Origin of the sequence: Flavobacterium sp. (assembly GCF_027484205.1) — a bacterium.
In the GTDB taxonomy this organism is placed as follows: Bacteria; Bacteroidota; Bacteroidia; order Flavobacteriales; family Flavobacteriaceae; genus Flavobacterium.
This window is the reverse complement of record NZ_JAIXUB010000013.1, coordinates 69,855-87,703: the sequence shown is the minus strand read 5'-3', so window position 1 is coordinate 87,703 and position 17,849 is coordinate 69,855. Positions and strand designations below refer to the sequence as shown.

Sequence of the window (17,849 nt, the reverse complement as noted above, 5' to 3'; positions counted from 1 at the left end):
ATATTATTTAATTAATTTATAAAATATAACTAAAAGCAATTATAACAATGAAAAGACTTTTATTCACTTTCATTTTCTTCACAACATTATTGACATTTTCACAAAAAAAGGATTACTCACTTCTTTATATTTCAGATACCATAATTAGTAAAGGTGTTTCACTTCATGATGAAAAAAAATATTCTGATGCTATTGCTGAATATCAAAAGATTAGTAAGGTTGATCCAAATTATTTAAAAGCTCAATCAGAAATAGCCCTTTCTCTTACAGTTGCAGAAAACAAAACTGAATTGAAAAAACTCTTTGAAAACCTTTATGAATCAGGAAAAATGAAAGATTACCCTGAATTATATATAAGATATGGAAGTTTTCTAGACGATGAAAATGATTTTGAAAATGCTGGAAAAATTTTCAAAGAAGGTGGAAAATTTCTTAGTAATAACTCAAGTTATTTATATAATTATGCCGTGTTTTTCATTAAAGTTGATAAAAGACAAGAAGCAATTGATACTCTTGAAAAGCTAGTAGAAATCAATCCAAATTATGCTTCTGCACATTATCTTCTTGGACTTTTAGCATTTGAAAATGGTAATATAACTGAAGGAGCTTTATCGTTGATAACGTATTTAGTTTGTTCTCCTAATGGTAGATTTGCTGGAGAAGCTATAAAAACTTTGAATTCAAAGTTTGGAGACAATTACACTAAAGAAGGAAAATTAGTTTTTTCTAAAAATGGTGACAATTTTAAAGAAATGAATGACATTTTAAGAAATCAATTTCCATTAAATAAAAATTACAAACTAAAATCTGAAATCGACGATGTTCTTACAAGACAAGTTCAAGCTATTGTTGAATATTCTGCAGAACACAAATTGTCAGATGGTTTTTTTGAAAGAAATTATATTCCTTGGATGAAAGAACTTGTTAAAAGTAATCAAGTTGAAAATCTTAGTTACTATATGTTATTAAGTATGGAAAATACGCTAGGAAAAAGATTGACTTCCCAAAAGAAAAAAATTGAAAATTTCTACACAAATTTTGTACCTGTTTTTTGGAAAAAAATCACACAAAAAACAATTGACTTTTATGGAAAAAAAGAAGATGTTTCAATAATTTATAATAATAATTCTCCTTACTTAATTGGTAAAGTTGTAAATGAAAAAAAAGAAGGAAACTTTTTATACATTGATGAATCAGGAAATAAAAGTGGTGATTTATTTTTCAAAAACAATGAATTGAATGGTCTTCAAAAATATTACTACACAACGGGTATTTTAAGTTCTGAGAAAACATTTGTTGATGGAAAAATTGATGGTGTAAAAAAGACATATTATGAAAATGGACAATTAGCATCTGTTGAAAATTATAAAAATGATCAATTAAATGGTTTAGTTACTACATATAAAATAAATGGAGGAAAATATGGTGAACTTAACTTTGCAAATAATGAAAAAGATGGCAAAGTCATTTTTTATTTTTCTAACCAAACAAAAATGTTGGAAGCAAACTATTCTAAAAACAAATATAATGGTGAAGTAATCGAGTATAATGAAGTTGGAGACATTACATTAAAAGCTAATTATAGTGATGATTTACTTGATGGTAAATACATCAAATATTATGATGGAAAAAAAATAAAATCGGAAGCAACTTACGATAAAGGAAAAGTTGTAGGAAGTTTTAAAAGTTATTATTCAAATGGTACACTTGAAAAAGAAACTATATATGTAAATGGTAAAATTAAAAAAGAAATAGAATATAAATTAAATGGAAAACTAGATCAAGAATCTTTCTATTCTGATGATGAAGACAGAGAAAGTATAGTTTTATATAATCATTTGGGTGAAAAATTCTTTGAAGAAAAGTACAAAAAAGGCGAATTAAAATCGGGAATACAGTATTTTAAAAATGCAGCTCCAAAGGAAATAAATCTAACAAAAAAAGCATTTGAAATTTTTAATCTAGATGGAACTAAATTTGTTGATGGTGAATTTGAAAAAGGAAGAAAAACAGGCGAATGGATATATTATCATAACAATGGTAACGTAAGAATTAAAGAAAGTTTCAAAGATGGAAAAATAAACGGTATTCAATATAATTATAGAAAAAATGGAAATACTTCTGTTATTTGTAATTATATAAATGGTGATTTAAATGGTTTATATGAATATTATGATGATTCAGGTTTGAATAATAGTGCTTACTATGTTAATGATGAAAAAAATGGTCCATCAACAAATTACTATCCAAATAATAAAATTAAAAAAGAAGATTTTTATGTTGATGGTAAACTAAATTCTGTAAGCTACTCATACGATACAAATGGTAATCTTGAAAGTAAAACTGTTTATAATGATAATAATTTTACTGATTATGAAGTTTATAATTCAAAAGGTGAAATTGAAACAAAGTTTAGTTTTAGTAACAAAACAGGAAATTATTCCATTCCATTCCATAATGGTATGACAAAAACAAACTTTACTCTAAAAAATGGTGAGTATGATGGAAAATTTGAATTAGTAGATAAATTCAACAATAAAATTACTGAATCTAATTATGTTAATGGTAATTTACATGGTTTGTACAAACATTATAATCCAAATGGATCTATTGCAAACGAATTAGTATATTATAATGCACAACAAAATGGTTTCGAAAAATACTATGACTTGGCAGGAAATTTAAGACTTGCTTTCACTAGCAGTTTTGGAAACGATACAGGTATTACTACAAGATATAATAATGATAAAACAAAACTTTATGAATACAATGAAATAGAAGATGTTTATCAAGGCGAATACAAATGGTATAATAGAAAAGGAGAAAATATAGCTACTATTTATTATGAAAATGATGTTCCTCTATACTATCTAAGATTAGACAAACAAGGTTTATTAACAGAAAAAGTTGAAATAGTAAATCAAACTGCTGATGTTGTATCAAATTATGCTAATGGAAAAAAAGCATTCAATTTAAAATTTGTTAAAGGTTTATTAGATGGAAAAATTAATGTCTTTAGTGCTGAAGGTCGCGAAGAATACTCTTCAGAATATAAGAAAAATCTAGTTGAAGGTGATCGAATTGAATATTATGCTAATGGGAAAATTTACAAAAAAGAGCATTATAAAAATGGTAATTATGAAGGTTTAATTGAATATTTTAAGGAAGACGGAAAGAAATGGATAACTGCTGAATATACTAATGACGAACTTAATGGAAATGTTCTTATATATGAAAACGGAATACTAATATTAACAAAAAAATATATTCAAGATGAATTGGTTGACATCATTAAGTAAAGTACTATTTTTTTTATTTTTATTAGGTTTTAATGCAAGTTATAGTCAAAAAACTTTTGAAGAATATAAATCTTTATATCCAGATAGCAATGAAATAGTCATAAAAGACTATCAATCCTACTCTATTTCTATTGAAGGTAAAAAACTAAAGATACTTTCTAGCAATGAATTTGAATCACAAATACTATCCGATATCGGCATTAATAATAATGAAGAAAGTTTTTCTTATTCAGATTTAATAACTCTTATTGACTACAAAGCTTTTACGAAAAATACAATTAAAGGGAAAGATAAAATTATTAACGTCACACAATCTAATGAAAAGAAAGATAATTCAGGTTCTATTTTTCATGATGACATTAAACTAAGACAATTAATATTTCCAAATCTTGAAGTAGGATCAAAAAAGAACTATTCTTATCAAAGAGAATTTACTGATCCTTTTCTTCTGCATAGATTCATTTTCGGAAATGGCTTTCCCACTGAAAATGCAACTTTAGAAGTAATTTTAGATAAAAATATAAACATTGGTTATTCTGTTTTTAATGATCCAAATAATAAAATTGAATTTAATCAATTTGAAAGAAAAGGAAAAAAAGTGTACCAATGGTCACTAAAAAATATTAACGCATTTAAGTTTGAAGACAACACTTTAGGAGTATTATATGATTTACCAAATATTAATGTATTTATAAAAGATTATACAATTGATAACAAAACTATCTCTGTTTTAGGAAATATCGAAAGATTATATTCCTATTACAAAAACTTCATTAATCAAATAAATAAAACAGAAGATGAAGAACTAAAAAACCTAGCAATCGAAATTACTAAAAACGAAAAAACAGAAATTGAGAAAGTAAAAAAAATATTCTATTGGGTAAAAGACAATATTAATTATATCGCATTTGAAGAAGCATATGCAGGATTCATACCAAGAGAATCATCTCTAGTCTTCCAAAGAAAATTTGGCGATTGTAAAGACATGGCAGCATTAATCAATTCAATGGCAAAATATGCAAACTTAAACAATGTACATATTTGTTGGATTGGAACTAGAAGTATTCCTTACACATATGCAGAATTATCAACTCCAAGTGTTGACAATCACATGATTGCTGTTTATGACAACAAAGGCGAATATATATTCCTAGATGCAACAGACAAACAAACAAAATTTGGAATTCCAACTGACTTTATTCAGGAAAAGGAAGCGTTAGTGAGTTATGGTGATACATTTAAAATTATAAAAGTACCTGTTGTTTCTGCTCAGGATAATTTAGTAGATGAAGTCATTAATGTTTCCATCGATAATGATAAACTTTTAGGCAGTGGTTCTATGTTTTTTAATGGATATAATAGAACAGAAATGTTATATAATTTAAAAGATTCTAAAGATAAATTAAGATTTGACATCATTAAAGGAATTGTAATAAAAGGAAATAATAAATTCAATTTAAAAGATTATAAAGAACAAAATATACTCGATAAGGATAAATCATACATCATTGACTTTAATTTCGAAATTCCAAATTATATCATAAATGTTGATAATGAAATATATGTTAATCTATTTTTAGATCAAAATATTACACAATTATCCTTAAATGATGACAGAAAAAGTAATTATGATTTAAAATATCTAACAAAATCAGCCGCAAAATACATTTTACAAGTTCCAAAAAATTATAAGCTTAAACATTTACCAAGTAATTTTTCTCTCAGCAATGACTTGGTTGATGTAAATTTTAAATTTGAATCAAAAAATGATACAGTTCATTTAGATGCGACTTTCACCTTAAAAAAAATGACATTGCAAGTAACTGATTTTAAGTTATGGAATGAAAGTATATACAAAATAAAAGAAGCTTACTCAGAAACAATAATCTTAGAAAAAAAATAATGAAAGAAAACAAAAACTTATTAATAATTATAGCATTTTTTCTAAATGCTTTATTTTTAAATGCACAAGAATCAATACTTAAAAAATATAATTGGGATGAAAAAAATACCTCAATCAACATACCTGACATATACAAAAGTGAAAATGAAGTAATTCTTGATAAAACAGTAAAAATTGAACTTATCAACGAAAATAAAGTTGCTAAACAATATTTTCTTTTACATCAAAAAGTTTATGTAAACTCTGACGATGCTGTAAATAAATACAATAAAATTTACATTCCTTTTAGTGAAGATGAAAAACTACTTGTAACTAAAGCTAGAGTGATTTTAAGCAATGGCAAAATAATCAATTTGAATACTAAAGATATTAAGGAAGAAATTGATGAAGAAAAAGAAATGAAATATAACTATTTTGCTGTAACAGGATTAGAAAAAGGAGCTGTATTAGAGGAAATATTTTTATTTGAACAAGTTCCTGATCTTAACGGAAAAACTATAAAAATACAAACAGAACAGCCAATTGGTAATTTAAATTTTGAATTAATTTATCCAAATCATTTAGTTTTTAAAACAAAAAATTATAATGGTCTAAGTGAACCAGTTATTGATAATGAAAAACTAAAAGATCAAAATGCATCAATTTTAACCATTCAAGAAAAAAATATTTCAGGACTTATTGATGATGATAAATTTTCAAACTGGAACAACAGCATTAAAATGTTCCGATATAAACTAGATGAAAATACAGCAAATGGTGCAAAAAACATGTATAATTTTAAAACATTTTCTTCTAATGTCTATGAAAATTTATACAAAGAACTCGATAAAAAAAGTGTGAGAGATATTGAAGATTTTTTCAAAAATGTTCCGAAATCTAATAATCAAGAAGAAAATATTTGGAATATTGAAAACAAAATTAAAAAAACAATTATCTACAATTCATACTTTGACAATAAAGAAAATCTTTCTGATATTATTAAATCAAAACAAGCAAATCAATCAGATATAATTAAACTTTATTTGGCGGCTTTCAATAGTTTTAAAATTGAGCACAATATTGTTTTCACTTCAAATCGTTTCGAAATCCCTTTTGATAAAGATTTTGAAAGTTATGAAAATTTAAATGACATCTTATTTTATTTTCCAATTGTAAATAAATATCTATCGCCTACAAATCCAACATATAGATTTCCATTATTTCCCTCAGAAAATGGTGATACTAATGGATTATTTATTAAAACAAAAGAATATTCAGGTGTAAAAATGGGCTATGGAGAAATAGAAATGATAAAACTTCCTGATACTTCTTTAACAGAGGACTTGATGGACATTACAATCGATTTTACTAAAGATTTGCAAAACCCTTTAATTACCACTAAAATCCAATTTGGTGGCTATTCAAACATAAATATCCAACCAATAAAAGATTATGTGCCAGCAGAAGATTATAAAAATATTTTAAAAGAAATTGCTGAGAATTATACTGGTTCAAAAGAGTTCAAATCGTTAGAAACAAAAAATGATGGTTTAGATTTTATTGGGAAAAAACCATTTACTATTGAAGTAACTTTTGATGGTAAAGATCTAATTCAAAAAGCGGGTCCAAATTTTCTATTCTCTGCCGGATTGACAATTGGAAAACAGACTGAATTGTATCAAGAAGGTACAAGAAAAACTCCTGTTGAAATTGATTATCCTCACGCATACAAAAGAAATGTGAAATTAATTTTACCCGAAAATGTAACTGTTAAAAATTTAGAAAAATTTGATTTAAGTTTTGAAACAAAAATTAATGATAAAGTAGAAGCTGCTTTCTATAGCAAACATTCAAAAAATGGTAACATTATCAATGTAGAAAATACAGAGTTTTATAACATTACAAAATATCCTTTGGATAAATTTGAATCTTATAAAGATGTCATTAATGCAGCCGCTGATTTTAATAAAGTTATCATAATTCTATCTAAAAATTAATGTAAAAAAAGAGTTCAAATATAAACATGCCCCAAAAAGTTAAGTACTATTTGGGGCATTTTTTATTTAATCTTTAAAGTACATTCCTCGCATAATTCCATCTTTTCATTGTCAATTGTACTTATTTTCTCAGCCGCACTTGTCATAACACAATGCTTATTAGGACAATGTGGTAAACCTAAGTTATGTCCAAATTCATGAATCACTACCTTTTTAAAGCGTTCTAATTCAAGTGATTTATTATTATTCTTTAATCTGAATTTTGAAATTATAGAACTCGTTCCCGGGCGATATGCCAAACCCATAATTCCAAAATCATTGTATTTCCATGTTGGTTTTAAAATGTTACCGTCTTTATCCTTTTTGGTTACAGAAATATCTTTTGTGGTTAAACCCATTATAAAATCTAATGAATCAACCTTTTTTCTATTTTGAATTCTAATAATACTATCTGCTTTGTATCGTGGTAATTTAATATTTACAAATGCTTGTTGTGGTAAAACATCCGATGGTAATATTTGAGTTTTAATTTTATAAAATTCTTCAATAGTTTTTGAAATTTTTTCTACCTCTAATTTTGAAACTTCATCGTAAGGAATTATTCCAACAATTTTAGTTTGTATTTCTTTTGATTTGTCTTTTTCTGAGCATGATAAAAGCGAAAAAAAAGCTAATAGTATAATCGATTTCATAAAAGATAGTTTGAATAAAAAAAGACACAATAATTGTGCCTTTAATTTATTCTTTTTCTTTTCTTCCACGCAAAATATCTTCTGATGTACAACACTTTACAATTTCTTCTTCACCAAAAACCAGCATCGGTAAATGAATATACTCCACTTCAGACAAATCTTCGTTTAAATAAAATTTCATATCATCTAAATTGTAAAACCATTCTTTATCAAATTGAACTTTGTGAACAGTTGCATCTTCTAAAAGCAATTTTTCCGTTAAAGGTTTCATGACAATTAATACTTCAATAATTCCAATAATTCGTCTTCAAATCTCACTTTAGGTAAATATTGATCTTCTAATGCTTTTACAAACGGAATAGCACTTTCAATACTTCCAACACGTTTCACAGGCGCATCTAGATATTCGAAACAATTTTCCATTATCATAGAAGAAATATCGCTTGAAATACCACCAAATAAAGTATCCTCTTGTAAAATAATACATTTTCCTGTTTTCTTAACCGAAGCAAAAATAGTTTCAGTATCTAAAGGTTGCAATGTTCTTAAATCAATTAAATCAGCTTTAATTTCAGGATTTTTAGATAACGTTTCTAAAGCCCAATGAACTCCTGCTCCAAAAGAAATAATAGTAACATCATTACCTTCTTTAAGCAAAGTAGCTTTTCCAAAAGGCAACGTATAGTAATCTTTAGGAACATCTTGATAAACCGAACGATACAATTGTTTGTGTTCAAAAAACACTACCGGATTTGGATCATTAATTGCTGTATTTAACAAACCTTTAAAATCATATGGAAATGCAGGATAAACTACTTTCAAACCTGGAGTTTTGGTAAACCAAGCTTCGTTAGTTTGCGAGTGAAATGGTCCAGCTTGAGTTCCACCACCACAAGGCATTCTAACTACAACATCCGATTTTTCATTCCAACGATAATGTTGTTTCGCTAATAAATTCACAATTGGGTTAAAACCTGAAGAAACAAAATCAGCAAATTGCATTTCAACAATCGCTTTGTATCCATTGATTGATAAACCATTTGCAGCAGAAACTACAGCACTTTCGCAAATTGGTGTGTTTCTAACTCTTCCTTTTCCAAATTGTTCTACAAAACCTTCAGTAATTTTGAATGCACCACCATATTCTGCAATATCTTGTCCCATAATAACCAAATTATCAAGGCGTTCCATTGATTGTCTTAAAGCGGTTGAAATAGCATCAATCACTCTTATGTTTTCTGTCGAAATTTCAGCGTCATTTGAAGGATTAACTTCTTCATATTGAAATGGTTCGTAAACATCATTTAACTCTTCACTTAAATCAGCTACAACTTCAGGTTCAGCTTGAGTGATTGCCCAATGTTCATCGATTTCAGTTTTAATTGTGGCTTTAAATTCAGCATCTAATTCTTCAGATAAAACTCCAACATTAATCAAATATTCTTTATAATTTGAAATTGGATCTTTAATTGCCCACATGTCCATCAATTCCTGTGGAACATATTTGGTCCCACTCGCCTCTTCATGACCACGCATTCTAAAAGTTTTAAATTCCAATAAAACAGGTCTCGGATTTATAGCTAAAGACGCTTTCAATTCAGCAATTTTGGTATAAACTTCTAAGATGTTATTTCCATCAATAATATGACTTTCCATTCCATAACCAACGCCTTTATCAGCCAAGTTTTCGCAACGATATTGCTCGTTAGTTGGCGTTGAAAGTCCGTAACCATTATTTTCAATTACAAATAAAACCGGTAATTCCCAAACAGCAGCAATGTTTAATGCTTCGTGAAAATCTCCTTCACTTGTTGCTCCTTCACCAGTAAAAACCGCAGTTACTTTTCCATTTTGTTTTAATTTATTTGCCAAAGCAATTCCATCAGCAACACCCATTTGCGGGCCAAGATGCGAAATCATTCCAATAATTTTGAATTCTTGTGTTCCAAAGTGAAAACTTCTATCACGACCTTTAGTAAAACCAGTTTTCTTACCTTGCCATTGCGAAAATAAACGATGCAACGGAATATCTCTACCCGTAAAAACACCCAAATTTCGATGCATTGGCAAAATGTATTCGTCTTGATCTAAAGCAGCCGTAATTCCCACAGAAATAGCTTCTTGACCAATACCTGAAAACCATTTAGAAACCTTACCTTGACGAAGAAGAATAAGCATTTTCTCCTCTATTAATCTAGGTTTTAGTAGTTTTTTATATAAATCCAACAATTGAATATTGGACAATTCTTTTCTATCAAAGTTCATGTGATTGTTTATTTACGATTGCAAAAATATAAAAAAAGAATACGTTTGTACTATACTTTTTGCGGAATTGTTTGCGGTTTTGATTGTTTTTCGTGAATTGTATAAAATTGTTTTGAACGCGGATGACACGGATTTTACGGATTGTCGCAGATTTATTGTTTTTACTTTTAAATGTTCACTTAAATTTGTTTATAATCAAGTAGTTTTACGTGTTATTTAATAGGATTAATTTTATATTTTTGATTGAATAAAATTAATAATACAAATAGATAATCATAATGGATAAAATAAATGTAATTAGAGAAATAAGAGAACTTAAAACGCATTTGTCTTATTCAAAAAATATTGGTTTCTTTTTTGGTGCTGGAACTTCTTGTGCATTAGGTATTCCAAACGTTGAACAACTTACAACAGGAATTGAAAGTAAATTGACAGGCTATTTTTTAGTTAATTTTAAACTTGTAAAAACTGATTTAGAAACTATAATAACTACTAGAAAAGTAAATATCGAAGATATTCTAAATCAAATACGCAGAATTAGAGAACTTACTGGAGAAACTGTAAAAGTATATGAAGGAGTAAGTGGTGAAAATGCAAAATTGCTGGATAAAGAAATTTGTACTATCATTTATAATATCATTTTAGATAAAGAATCTGTAGCTGATATTGAAAAAACAAAAAAATTCTTTGCTTGGTTAAGTTTATTAAATAGAGATTATTCAAAAGAAGTTTTTACTACAAACTACGACTTGATAATTGAAAAATCTTTAGAAGCAAGTCAAATTCCTTATTTTGATGGTTTTGTTGGTTCATACGAACCATTCTTTTGGCAAGAAAGTATAGACCAATTTGTTTCAAAGAACGATTTGACACAAAATTGGATAAGATTATGGAAAATTCACGGTTCATTAAGTTGGTTTTGGAAAGAAGATGTAAAAACAAAATCACAAAAAATTATAAGAATCGGCAAAATAGAAAACATAAAAGATGAAGATAACGAACTTGTAATATATCCATCAAAAGAAAAATATGATTCATCAAAAAAACAACCATTCATAGCTTATTTTGATAGACTTAAAAATTATCTTTTAAGTGGCGAATTATTATTTGTTTTTACTGGTTACTCATTTTCTGACCAACATATTAATGAAATTATTTTTAATTGTTTGAGACAGAATAATAGATTAACTGCTCTTGTATTCTTCTTTCAAGATTCAGAAGTAGAAAATCTTCACAAACAAACTTCTTCTTATATGAACCTAAATGTTTTTGGACCAACAAAAGCAATTATTAATGGGAATTTAGGAGAATGGGAATATACAGCAGACTTAAAACCAAATGAGAAATCAGATTCGTATTGGAATGATACAGACAAAAAATTTACATTAGGAGATTTTAATGAGCTTGTAAACTTCTTTGTAACTAATTCTGGTAAAAAGGAAGCAATAGAATCAATCGTTAAATGAAAACTGAAATAACATATTTAGGACACATTATTCGTGTAGATTCTGGAACTATTGAAGTTGAAGTATCAAATGATATTCCATCTGCTGCACCAATTATAAATGGTCGATTATATAAAATTGGACAAATTGGAACTTTTATCAAAATTCCAATAGGAAACATAACAATTTATGGTATTGTTTCTTCTGTAAGTAATACGCCAAGCAAATCTGACGAAATAAATTTGAAATATTCTTTTGGTTCAAGATTCTTAACTATACAATTAGTTGGTGAGAAAATCGGAGAAGATGAATTTGAAAAAGGTGTAGGAACATATCCAACCATAAATGATGAAGTCCATATCGTTATTGAAAAAGACCTTTTTGACATCTATGGAAAAAAAGATGCTGGTTCAATTGAAATTGGAAAACATTCATCATCTGAAAATTTAAGTGTTTACGCAGATTTACATAAACTTGTTTTAAGACATTCTGCAATTTTAGGGTCAACAGGAAGTGGAAAATCAAATACAACAGTTAGTATTCTTAAAGCAATTTTAGATGATTATCAAGGTTCAAGGGTTATATTAGTAGATCCACACGGAGAATATTCAAGTGCATTTCCTGACGCAAAAATTCTAAAAATAAACGAATTAGCTAATCCATTATTCATTCCATTTTGGCTAATGAGTTTTGACGAATTAGCATATTTTCTTGTAGGAGCAAAACCAACTGACGACCAAAAAGTTGAATATAGATTATTCAGAGAACTTGTAACAAATCTTAAAAAAGCAAATTGTACATTAAAATCTGGAGATGTAAATCCTAACTTTGTAACAGCTGATTCTCCAATTCCATTTAGTGCAAGACAATTATGGCATGAAATGAATTATTGGCTAAATGCTACATTTAATATATCAAATAAAGAAGACCAAAATAAAGCTACTGCACAGTTAATAAATAATGGCGATGCAGAAAATATGATTCCTGCTCAATTTACTCCATATCCACCAAATAACACAGCTCCTTTTAAATCTAAACATCAAGAATTTTATTCTTATGAAAAAAAAATATTATCAAGATTAAGAGATTCAAGATATGATTTCCTATTTAATCCTGGTGATTATAAGGATTCAAATTCGCCAAAAGACCTTCATAATCTTTTAAACGAATGGATAGGAAGTGAAAAAAAACTTGCAATCCTTGATTTAAGCGGAGTTCCTTTTGAGGTTTTAGATATTACAGTTGGTCTTATTACACGTTTTGTTTACGACAGTATGTTTTGGGGACGACACGAAACCTATACTGGCAAGAATAGACCTTTATTACTTGCTTTTGAAGAAGCACATACTTATTTAAACAAAAACGATAATAATAGTTATTCTAAAGAAGCTGTTGAAAAAGTTTTTAAAGAAGGTCGAAAATTTGGTCTTGGCGCATTAGTTATTTCACAAAGACCATCTGAAATATCTGAAACTATTTTAGCTCAAGTTGGAACATTTATAGCTTTAAGATTAACTAATTCTGGCGACCAATCAATTGTGAAAAATTCTGCACCTGATAACCTAAATAGTTTGATTGACTTATTACCGTCTTTAAGAACTGGAGAAGCAATTATTGTAGGAGAAGCAATTAAAATTCCATCAAGAGTTAGACTAAAACTAAATGTTCCTAGACCAACAAGTGATGACCCAAAATTAGTTGAAAAATGGCTAGAAGAACATCCTGAAAATGATGAAAACTATAAAACAGTAGTTACAAGAATAAGACAACAAAAATTTTAAAGTATGGAAAGAGATTACGTTGAATCGAAAATGATTAGAAGTTACGGTTTTGATAGTTTAACATCAACATTAGAAGTTGAATTTAATAATGGTGCAATTTGGCAATACTTTGATGTACCAGAAAATTTATATTATGAGATGAAAGCCTCTAGTTCGTGCGGTAAGTTCTTTAATGCAAATATTAGAGATCATTATTCGGAATCAAGAATTGGATAAAAGAATTTAATCCTCCATAATTATTTAAATATGAAACCTACAATTAAATTAAGCTCAATAGGATTTGGAATATCTACAGCAATAGTATTTTCTGTTTGGAAATTACTATTAGATATTGGAACAATAAACATAATTATAACAACAATCATTGGAATGATTATTTCTCTTGGTTTGTATAGATTAATTGCAACTTTCATTTTGTATCTCATACAAAAATCAACATGGATTAAATGTAAATTCCTTGGACCATATTTTCTTGAAGGAACATGGGTTGGATTTTATATTGGTGCTTCTGGAAATGTTAGATATATTATTGAAAGATTTGAACAAGAGGTTGATTCTTTAGTAATTAGAGGAAAATCTTTTGATGAAAAATTAAATTATCATTCAACATGGAATTCAAGTTCAGTAAATATTGACATTTTAAATGGTAAATTATCATATATGTACGATTTAAGTCCAATTAAAGAAATTAAAAATAGTACTGGGATTTGTTTTTTTTCTTTGGATAGAGATAGTCAATATGATAAGGCAATTGGGCTAACAGGATTTTCAGCAGATATACATATGGGAGTAAAAATAAGGGCAAAAGAAATTAAAGTTTCTGACAAATGTAATATGAAAGAAATTGAAGCTTTAGATCATGCTAAAAAGTTATATGAAGAAAACAAAGGGAACTTTTAATTAAAAAACGTTATATAAACGAAAGAATTCAAAACCCAGATTACAAGGATTTACCATCCATGCCCACAAAACAAAATCAAATTTGAAACCACAAAAATTAGTACTACTTCTACTTCTCATTTTCTCAATCCTTTCTTGTGGTTCGATGGAAAAAAGTGATCGTATAGTACGTAGAAATGATTTTTTTAATCAATTTTATAGCAAAGAATTGGAGGCAACGTCAGGTTGGAAAATGGGAGAAGATGTTTTGATTTTAAGAAAAAATAAAACTTTTAGAATGTATTCTAAAGTTCTTGGAGCAATAAATTCAGGTTACTACGCAGGAACTTATAAATTGCTAACGATACTATAAAACTAAATTACAGCAATAACCACAAACTTTCATTCGATGAATTATATTTTACAACAATTGAAAACAATTCCGTTTTAGAATGTAAAGACAAAACATATTACATTAAAATAAAAAATTAGTTGTAATAAAAAATCCGCGACAATCCATTTAATCCTTTTCATCCGCGTTGCAAAAAAACCTATAATAATTGTTAATAACTTCCGTACCAATAAAATAAAATTTTCATACATTTGTAACTATGATTGGTTAAAACCCAATTTTAGTTATTAACAAAAAAGTTTTAGTTCAGTTTAGTAATTTGAAAAGTCTAATGGTATTAGCCTAACAAATTATCTAACGGAATTACATTTAATGTTTTAGTATTTAAATAATGTAATATGCAACAAATTCCTAGTGTTGACTTACGTGATTTCCTGTCGGATGATCCGGCACGTAAACAAAAATTTGTAAATGAAATCGGAAAAGCTTACGAAGAAATTGGTTTCGTAGCGTTAAAAGGTCACTTTCTTGATGACCAATTAGTGGAAAATCTTTATGCTGAAGTGCGTAACTTCTTTAATCTTCCTCTTGAAGTAAAAGAAAAATACGAAATCCCAGGCATTGGCGGACAACGTGGCTACATTTCTTTTGGAAAAGAACATGCTAAAGGTCGTTCTGCCGGAGATTTGAAAGAATTTTGGCACTTCGGACAATACGTTTCGGAAGGTTCAAAATACGCTAACGAATATCCAGAAAATGTAACTGTAAATGAATTAGCAAACTTCAATGCAACAGGTAAAGAAGCGTATCAAATGCTAGAAAAAACAGGTGTTTATGTATTACGTGCTTTAGCCATACACATTGGATTAGACGAATTCTATTTTGACAATTACATCAAAGACGGAAACAGTATTTTACGTCCTATTCACTATCCACCAATCACTGACGAACCTAAAGATGGTGCTGTTCGTGCTGCAGCTCATGGTGACATCAACTTGATAACACTTTTAATGGGTGCTCAAGGAAAAGGATTACAAGTTCAAAATCATGATGGCGAATGGATTGATGCTATGGCACAACCAGACGAATTGATGATCAATGTTGGTGATATGTTATCAAGGCATACTAACAATAAATTAAAATCGACGATTCACCAAGTAGTAAATCCACCAAGAGAACTTTGGGGAACTTCAAGATATTCTATTCCGTTTTTCATGCATCCAGTAAGTGATATGAAACTAAATTGCTTACCTGAATGTATTGACGAAAACAACCCAAAATTATATGATGACATTACCGCAGGTGACTATTTATATGAAAGATTGGTTGATTTAGGATTGATAAAAAAGTAATCTTTATAATAAAATTCAATAAAAAAAAGACATTGAGTTTTTGCTTGATGTCTTTTTTGATTTTCAAAATATACGCCACAATAGAACACGGATAAAACGGATTTACTTCGTAAAACGCAGATTAAACCAGATTTTTAAAAATCAAGTTATTAAATATAAGCCACATGGAATTATTACACAAAGATTTAACAGATATTATTTTGAAAACTTTTTATGAAGTCTATAACGAACTTGGTTACGGTTTCCTTGAAAAAGTTTATCAAAATTCACTATTAATTGAATTAAGAAATAAAGGATTAAATGTTATTCCTCAAAAGAAAATAAAAGTCTTCTATAAAGGAAACGAGGTTGGTGAATATTATGCAGATTTAATTGTTGAAGACAAAATTGTTTTAGAATTAAAAGCGGCTGAATATATTATTGAAGAATTTGAAAATCAACTATTAAATTATTTAAGAGGAACAGATTGTGAAATTGGATTATTATTAAATTTTGGAAAGAAACCAGAATTTAGAAGAAAAATATACGAGAATAAAAGAAAGAATAGAAAAAATCAGTTTTAATTCGCGTTTCGCAAAAGCGAATCCGCTTTATCCGCGTCCAAAAAATATGGATTTACAAGAACAACTAAAAAAACTATTCCCAAACCACGAGGTTTCTAACGAACCAGAAATCGTTGAGGAAAAGGAACACGAATTATTCGTTCAAAAAGAACCAATGATTTGCAAATTTGAAAAACGAAAAGGAAAACCCACAACCATTATTTCAGGTTATGAAGGTGAAGATGAAGATTTCAAATTATTAGCTAAAGAATTAAAAAATAAACTAGCCGTTGGAGGAACATTCAAAGACGGCGAAATCATTATTCAAGGTGATTATCGTGATAAAATAATGAAGTTATTACAAGACAAAGGATTTAAAACAAAACGAGTTGGAGGTTAAAATTAAAATTTGTTTCAAGTTTAAAGTTTCAAGTTAAATAACCTGAAACCTAAAACCTGAAACCTTAAACAATAAAAAAATGATTGCATCATCAGAATTAATATTAAATCCGGATGGAAGTGTGTACCACTTAAACCTAAAACCGGAACATATTGCAAAAGACATCATCTTTGTTGGTGATCAAAATAGAGTTGAAAAAATAACCAAACATTTTTCAAGCATTGAGTTTTCGCAACAAAAACGCGAATTCAAAACCCAAACCGGAATTTACAAAGGAAAACGAATTACCGTAATGTCAACAGGAATTGGTCCGGATAATATTGATATTGTCATGAACGAATTAGATGCTTTGGTAAACATTGATTTGAAAACTAGAGAAATTAAAGAAGAGTTGACTTCGTTAAACATTGTCCGAATTGGAACATCTGGTTCACTACAAGAAGATATTCCTTGCGATAGTTTTGTTATGAGTCAATACGGATTAGGATTAGACAACATGCTTCGCTCCTATTTAATTGATGAAATTTCAGAAACTACCATGGAAGACGCTTTTATCGCTCAGACGAATTGGGATATTAAAAAAGGTCGTCCGTATGTAATTAAAGCGAGTGAAATTCTTGAAAAACGTTTAGAAAGTGACAAAATCTTTAAAGGTTTTACAGGAACTGCTGGCGGATTTTATGGTCCACAAGGAAGAGTTTTAAGATTAGAAATTCAAGATACAGAATTGAACAGTAAAATGGACAAATTTGAATTTGAAGGCATCAAAATGACCAATCTTGAAATGGAAACTGGAGCTATTTATGGTTTAGGAAGATTGCTTGGACACGAATGTTTATCATTAAATGCAATCATTGCTAATCGTGCTACTGGAACTTTCAGTGAAGATCCATACAAAGCTGTTGATGCGTTGATTGAATATGCTTTAGATAAATTAGCAGAGTAAATATAATTACGAATTAA

The 17,849-nt window shown here is 28.2% G+C and carries 15 protein-coding genes; 12 read left to right on the top strand and 3 right to left on the bottom strand.

From position 1 onward, the window contains the following. The first annotated feature begins 47 nt into the window (after nucleotides 1-47). Genes Q0049_RS04565 through Q0049_RS04555 form a run of 3 tightly spaced genes read left to right on the top strand, consistent with a single transcriptional unit; the run spans nucleotide 48 to nucleotide 7,178 of the window. Entirely contained in the window at nucleotides 48-3,299 is a 3,252-nt protein-coding gene (locus Q0049_RS04565) for a hypothetical protein (protein WP_298117049.1), read from the top strand. Further along, nucleotides 3,274-5,202, top strand: coding sequence for a DUF3857 domain-containing protein (locus tag Q0049_RS04560; protein WP_298117048.1), 1,929 nt, complete (start codon nucleotides 3,274-3,276; stop codon nucleotides 5,200-5,202). The genes Q0049_RS04565 and Q0049_RS04560 overlap by 26 nt, the downstream gene beginning before the upstream one ends. Continuing rightward, entirely contained in the window at nucleotides 5,202-7,178 is a 1,977-nt protein-coding gene (locus tag Q0049_RS04555; protein WP_298117046.1) for a DUF3857 domain-containing protein, read from the top strand. Before Q0049_RS04560 ends, Q0049_RS04555 begins: the two co-directional genes overlap by 1 nt. A 62-nt stretch (nucleotides 7,179-7,240) precedes the next feature. On the opposite strand, the gene Q0049_RS04550 is transcribed toward Q0049_RS04555, so the two are convergent. The 3 genes from Q0049_RS04550 to Q0049_RS04540 are packed head-to-tail and all read right to left on the bottom strand — an operon-like array spanning nucleotide 7,241 to nucleotide 10,135. Continuing rightward, on the bottom strand, nucleotides 7,241-7,870 hold the full coding sequence (locus Q0049_RS04550) for an archaemetzincin (RefSeq protein ID WP_298117044.1): 630 nt from the start codon (nucleotides 7,868-7,870) through the stop codon (nucleotides 7,241-7,243). 46 nt (nucleotides 7,871-7,916) lie between these two features. Continuing rightward, nucleotides 7,917-8,141 carry a hypothetical protein gene (locus tag Q0049_RS04545; RefSeq protein WP_298117042.1) on the bottom strand — a complete coding sequence of 75 codons (225 nt, stop codon included), beginning with the start codon at nucleotides 8,139-8,141 and terminating at the stop codon, nucleotides 7,917-7,919. 5 nt (nucleotides 8,142-8,146) lie between these two features. Further along, on the bottom strand, nucleotides 8,147-10,135 hold the full coding sequence (locus tag Q0049_RS04540) for a dehydrogenase E1 component subunit alpha/beta (RefSeq protein WP_298117040.1): 1,989 nt from the start codon (nucleotides 10,133-10,135) through the stop codon (nucleotides 8,147-8,149). A gap of 278 nt (nucleotides 10,136-10,413) precedes the next feature. On the opposite strand from Q0049_RS04540, the gene Q0049_RS04535 reads away from it, so the two are divergent. The 9 genes from Q0049_RS04535 (at nucleotide 10,414) to Q0049_RS04495 (ending at nucleotide 17,832) form a co-directional block, all read left to right on the top strand. Beyond that, the gene (locus Q0049_RS04535) at nucleotides 10,414-11,601 is read left to right on the top strand and encodes an SIR2 family protein (protein WP_298117038.1); all 1,188 of its coding nucleotides are present in this window, start codon (nucleotides 10,414-10,416) and stop codon (nucleotides 11,599-11,601) included. Further along, nucleotides 11,598-13,361, top strand: coding sequence for a helicase HerA-like domain-containing protein (locus tag Q0049_RS04530; RefSeq protein ID WP_298117035.1), 1,764 nt, complete (start codon nucleotides 11,598-11,600; stop codon nucleotides 13,359-13,361). Before Q0049_RS04535 ends, Q0049_RS04530 begins: the two co-directional genes overlap by 4 nt. Before the next feature lie 3 nt (nucleotides 13,362-13,364). Continuing rightward, nucleotides 13,365-13,577 carry a KTSC domain-containing protein gene (locus tag Q0049_RS04525; protein ID WP_298117033.1) on the top strand — a complete coding sequence of 71 codons (213 nt, stop codon included), beginning with the start codon at nucleotides 13,365-13,367 and terminating at the stop codon, nucleotides 13,575-13,577. Nucleotides 13,578-13,607: 30 nt separating this feature from the next. Further along, nucleotides 13,608-14,261, top strand: a complete 654-nt coding sequence (locus Q0049_RS04520) for a hypothetical protein (RefSeq protein WP_298117031.1) — start codon at nucleotides 13,608-13,610, stop codon at nucleotides 14,259-14,261. Between the two features lie 82 nt (nucleotides 14,262-14,343). Further along, nucleotides 14,344-14,613, top strand: a complete 270-nt coding sequence (locus tag Q0049_RS04515; protein WP_298117029.1) for a hypothetical protein — start codon at nucleotides 14,344-14,346, stop codon at nucleotides 14,611-14,613. Between the two features lie 377 nt (nucleotides 14,614-14,990). Beyond that, nucleotides 14,991-15,944, top strand: coding sequence for a 2-oxoglutarate and iron-dependent oxygenase domain-containing protein (locus Q0049_RS04510; protein WP_298117027.1), 954 nt, complete (start codon nucleotides 14,991-14,993; stop codon nucleotides 15,942-15,944). Between the two features lie 164 nt (nucleotides 15,945-16,108). Next, on the top strand, nucleotides 16,109-16,507 hold the full coding sequence (locus Q0049_RS04505) for a GxxExxY protein (RefSeq protein ID WP_298117025.1): 399 nt from the start codon (nucleotides 16,109-16,111) through the stop codon (nucleotides 16,505-16,507). 46 nt (nucleotides 16,508-16,553) lie between these two features. Further along, nucleotides 16,554-16,886: a translation initiation factor gene (locus tag Q0049_RS04500; RefSeq protein ID WP_298117023.1), complete on the top strand. Its 333-nt coding sequence runs from the start codon at nucleotides 16,554-16,556 to the stop codon at nucleotides 16,884-16,886. A 79-nt stretch (nucleotides 16,887-16,965) separates the two neighbouring features. Continuing rightward, nucleotides 16,966-17,832, top strand: coding sequence for a nucleoside phosphorylase (locus Q0049_RS04495; RefSeq protein ID WP_298117021.1), 867 nt, complete (start codon nucleotides 16,966-16,968; stop codon nucleotides 17,830-17,832). Nucleotides 17,833-17,849 lie beyond the last annotated feature (17 nt).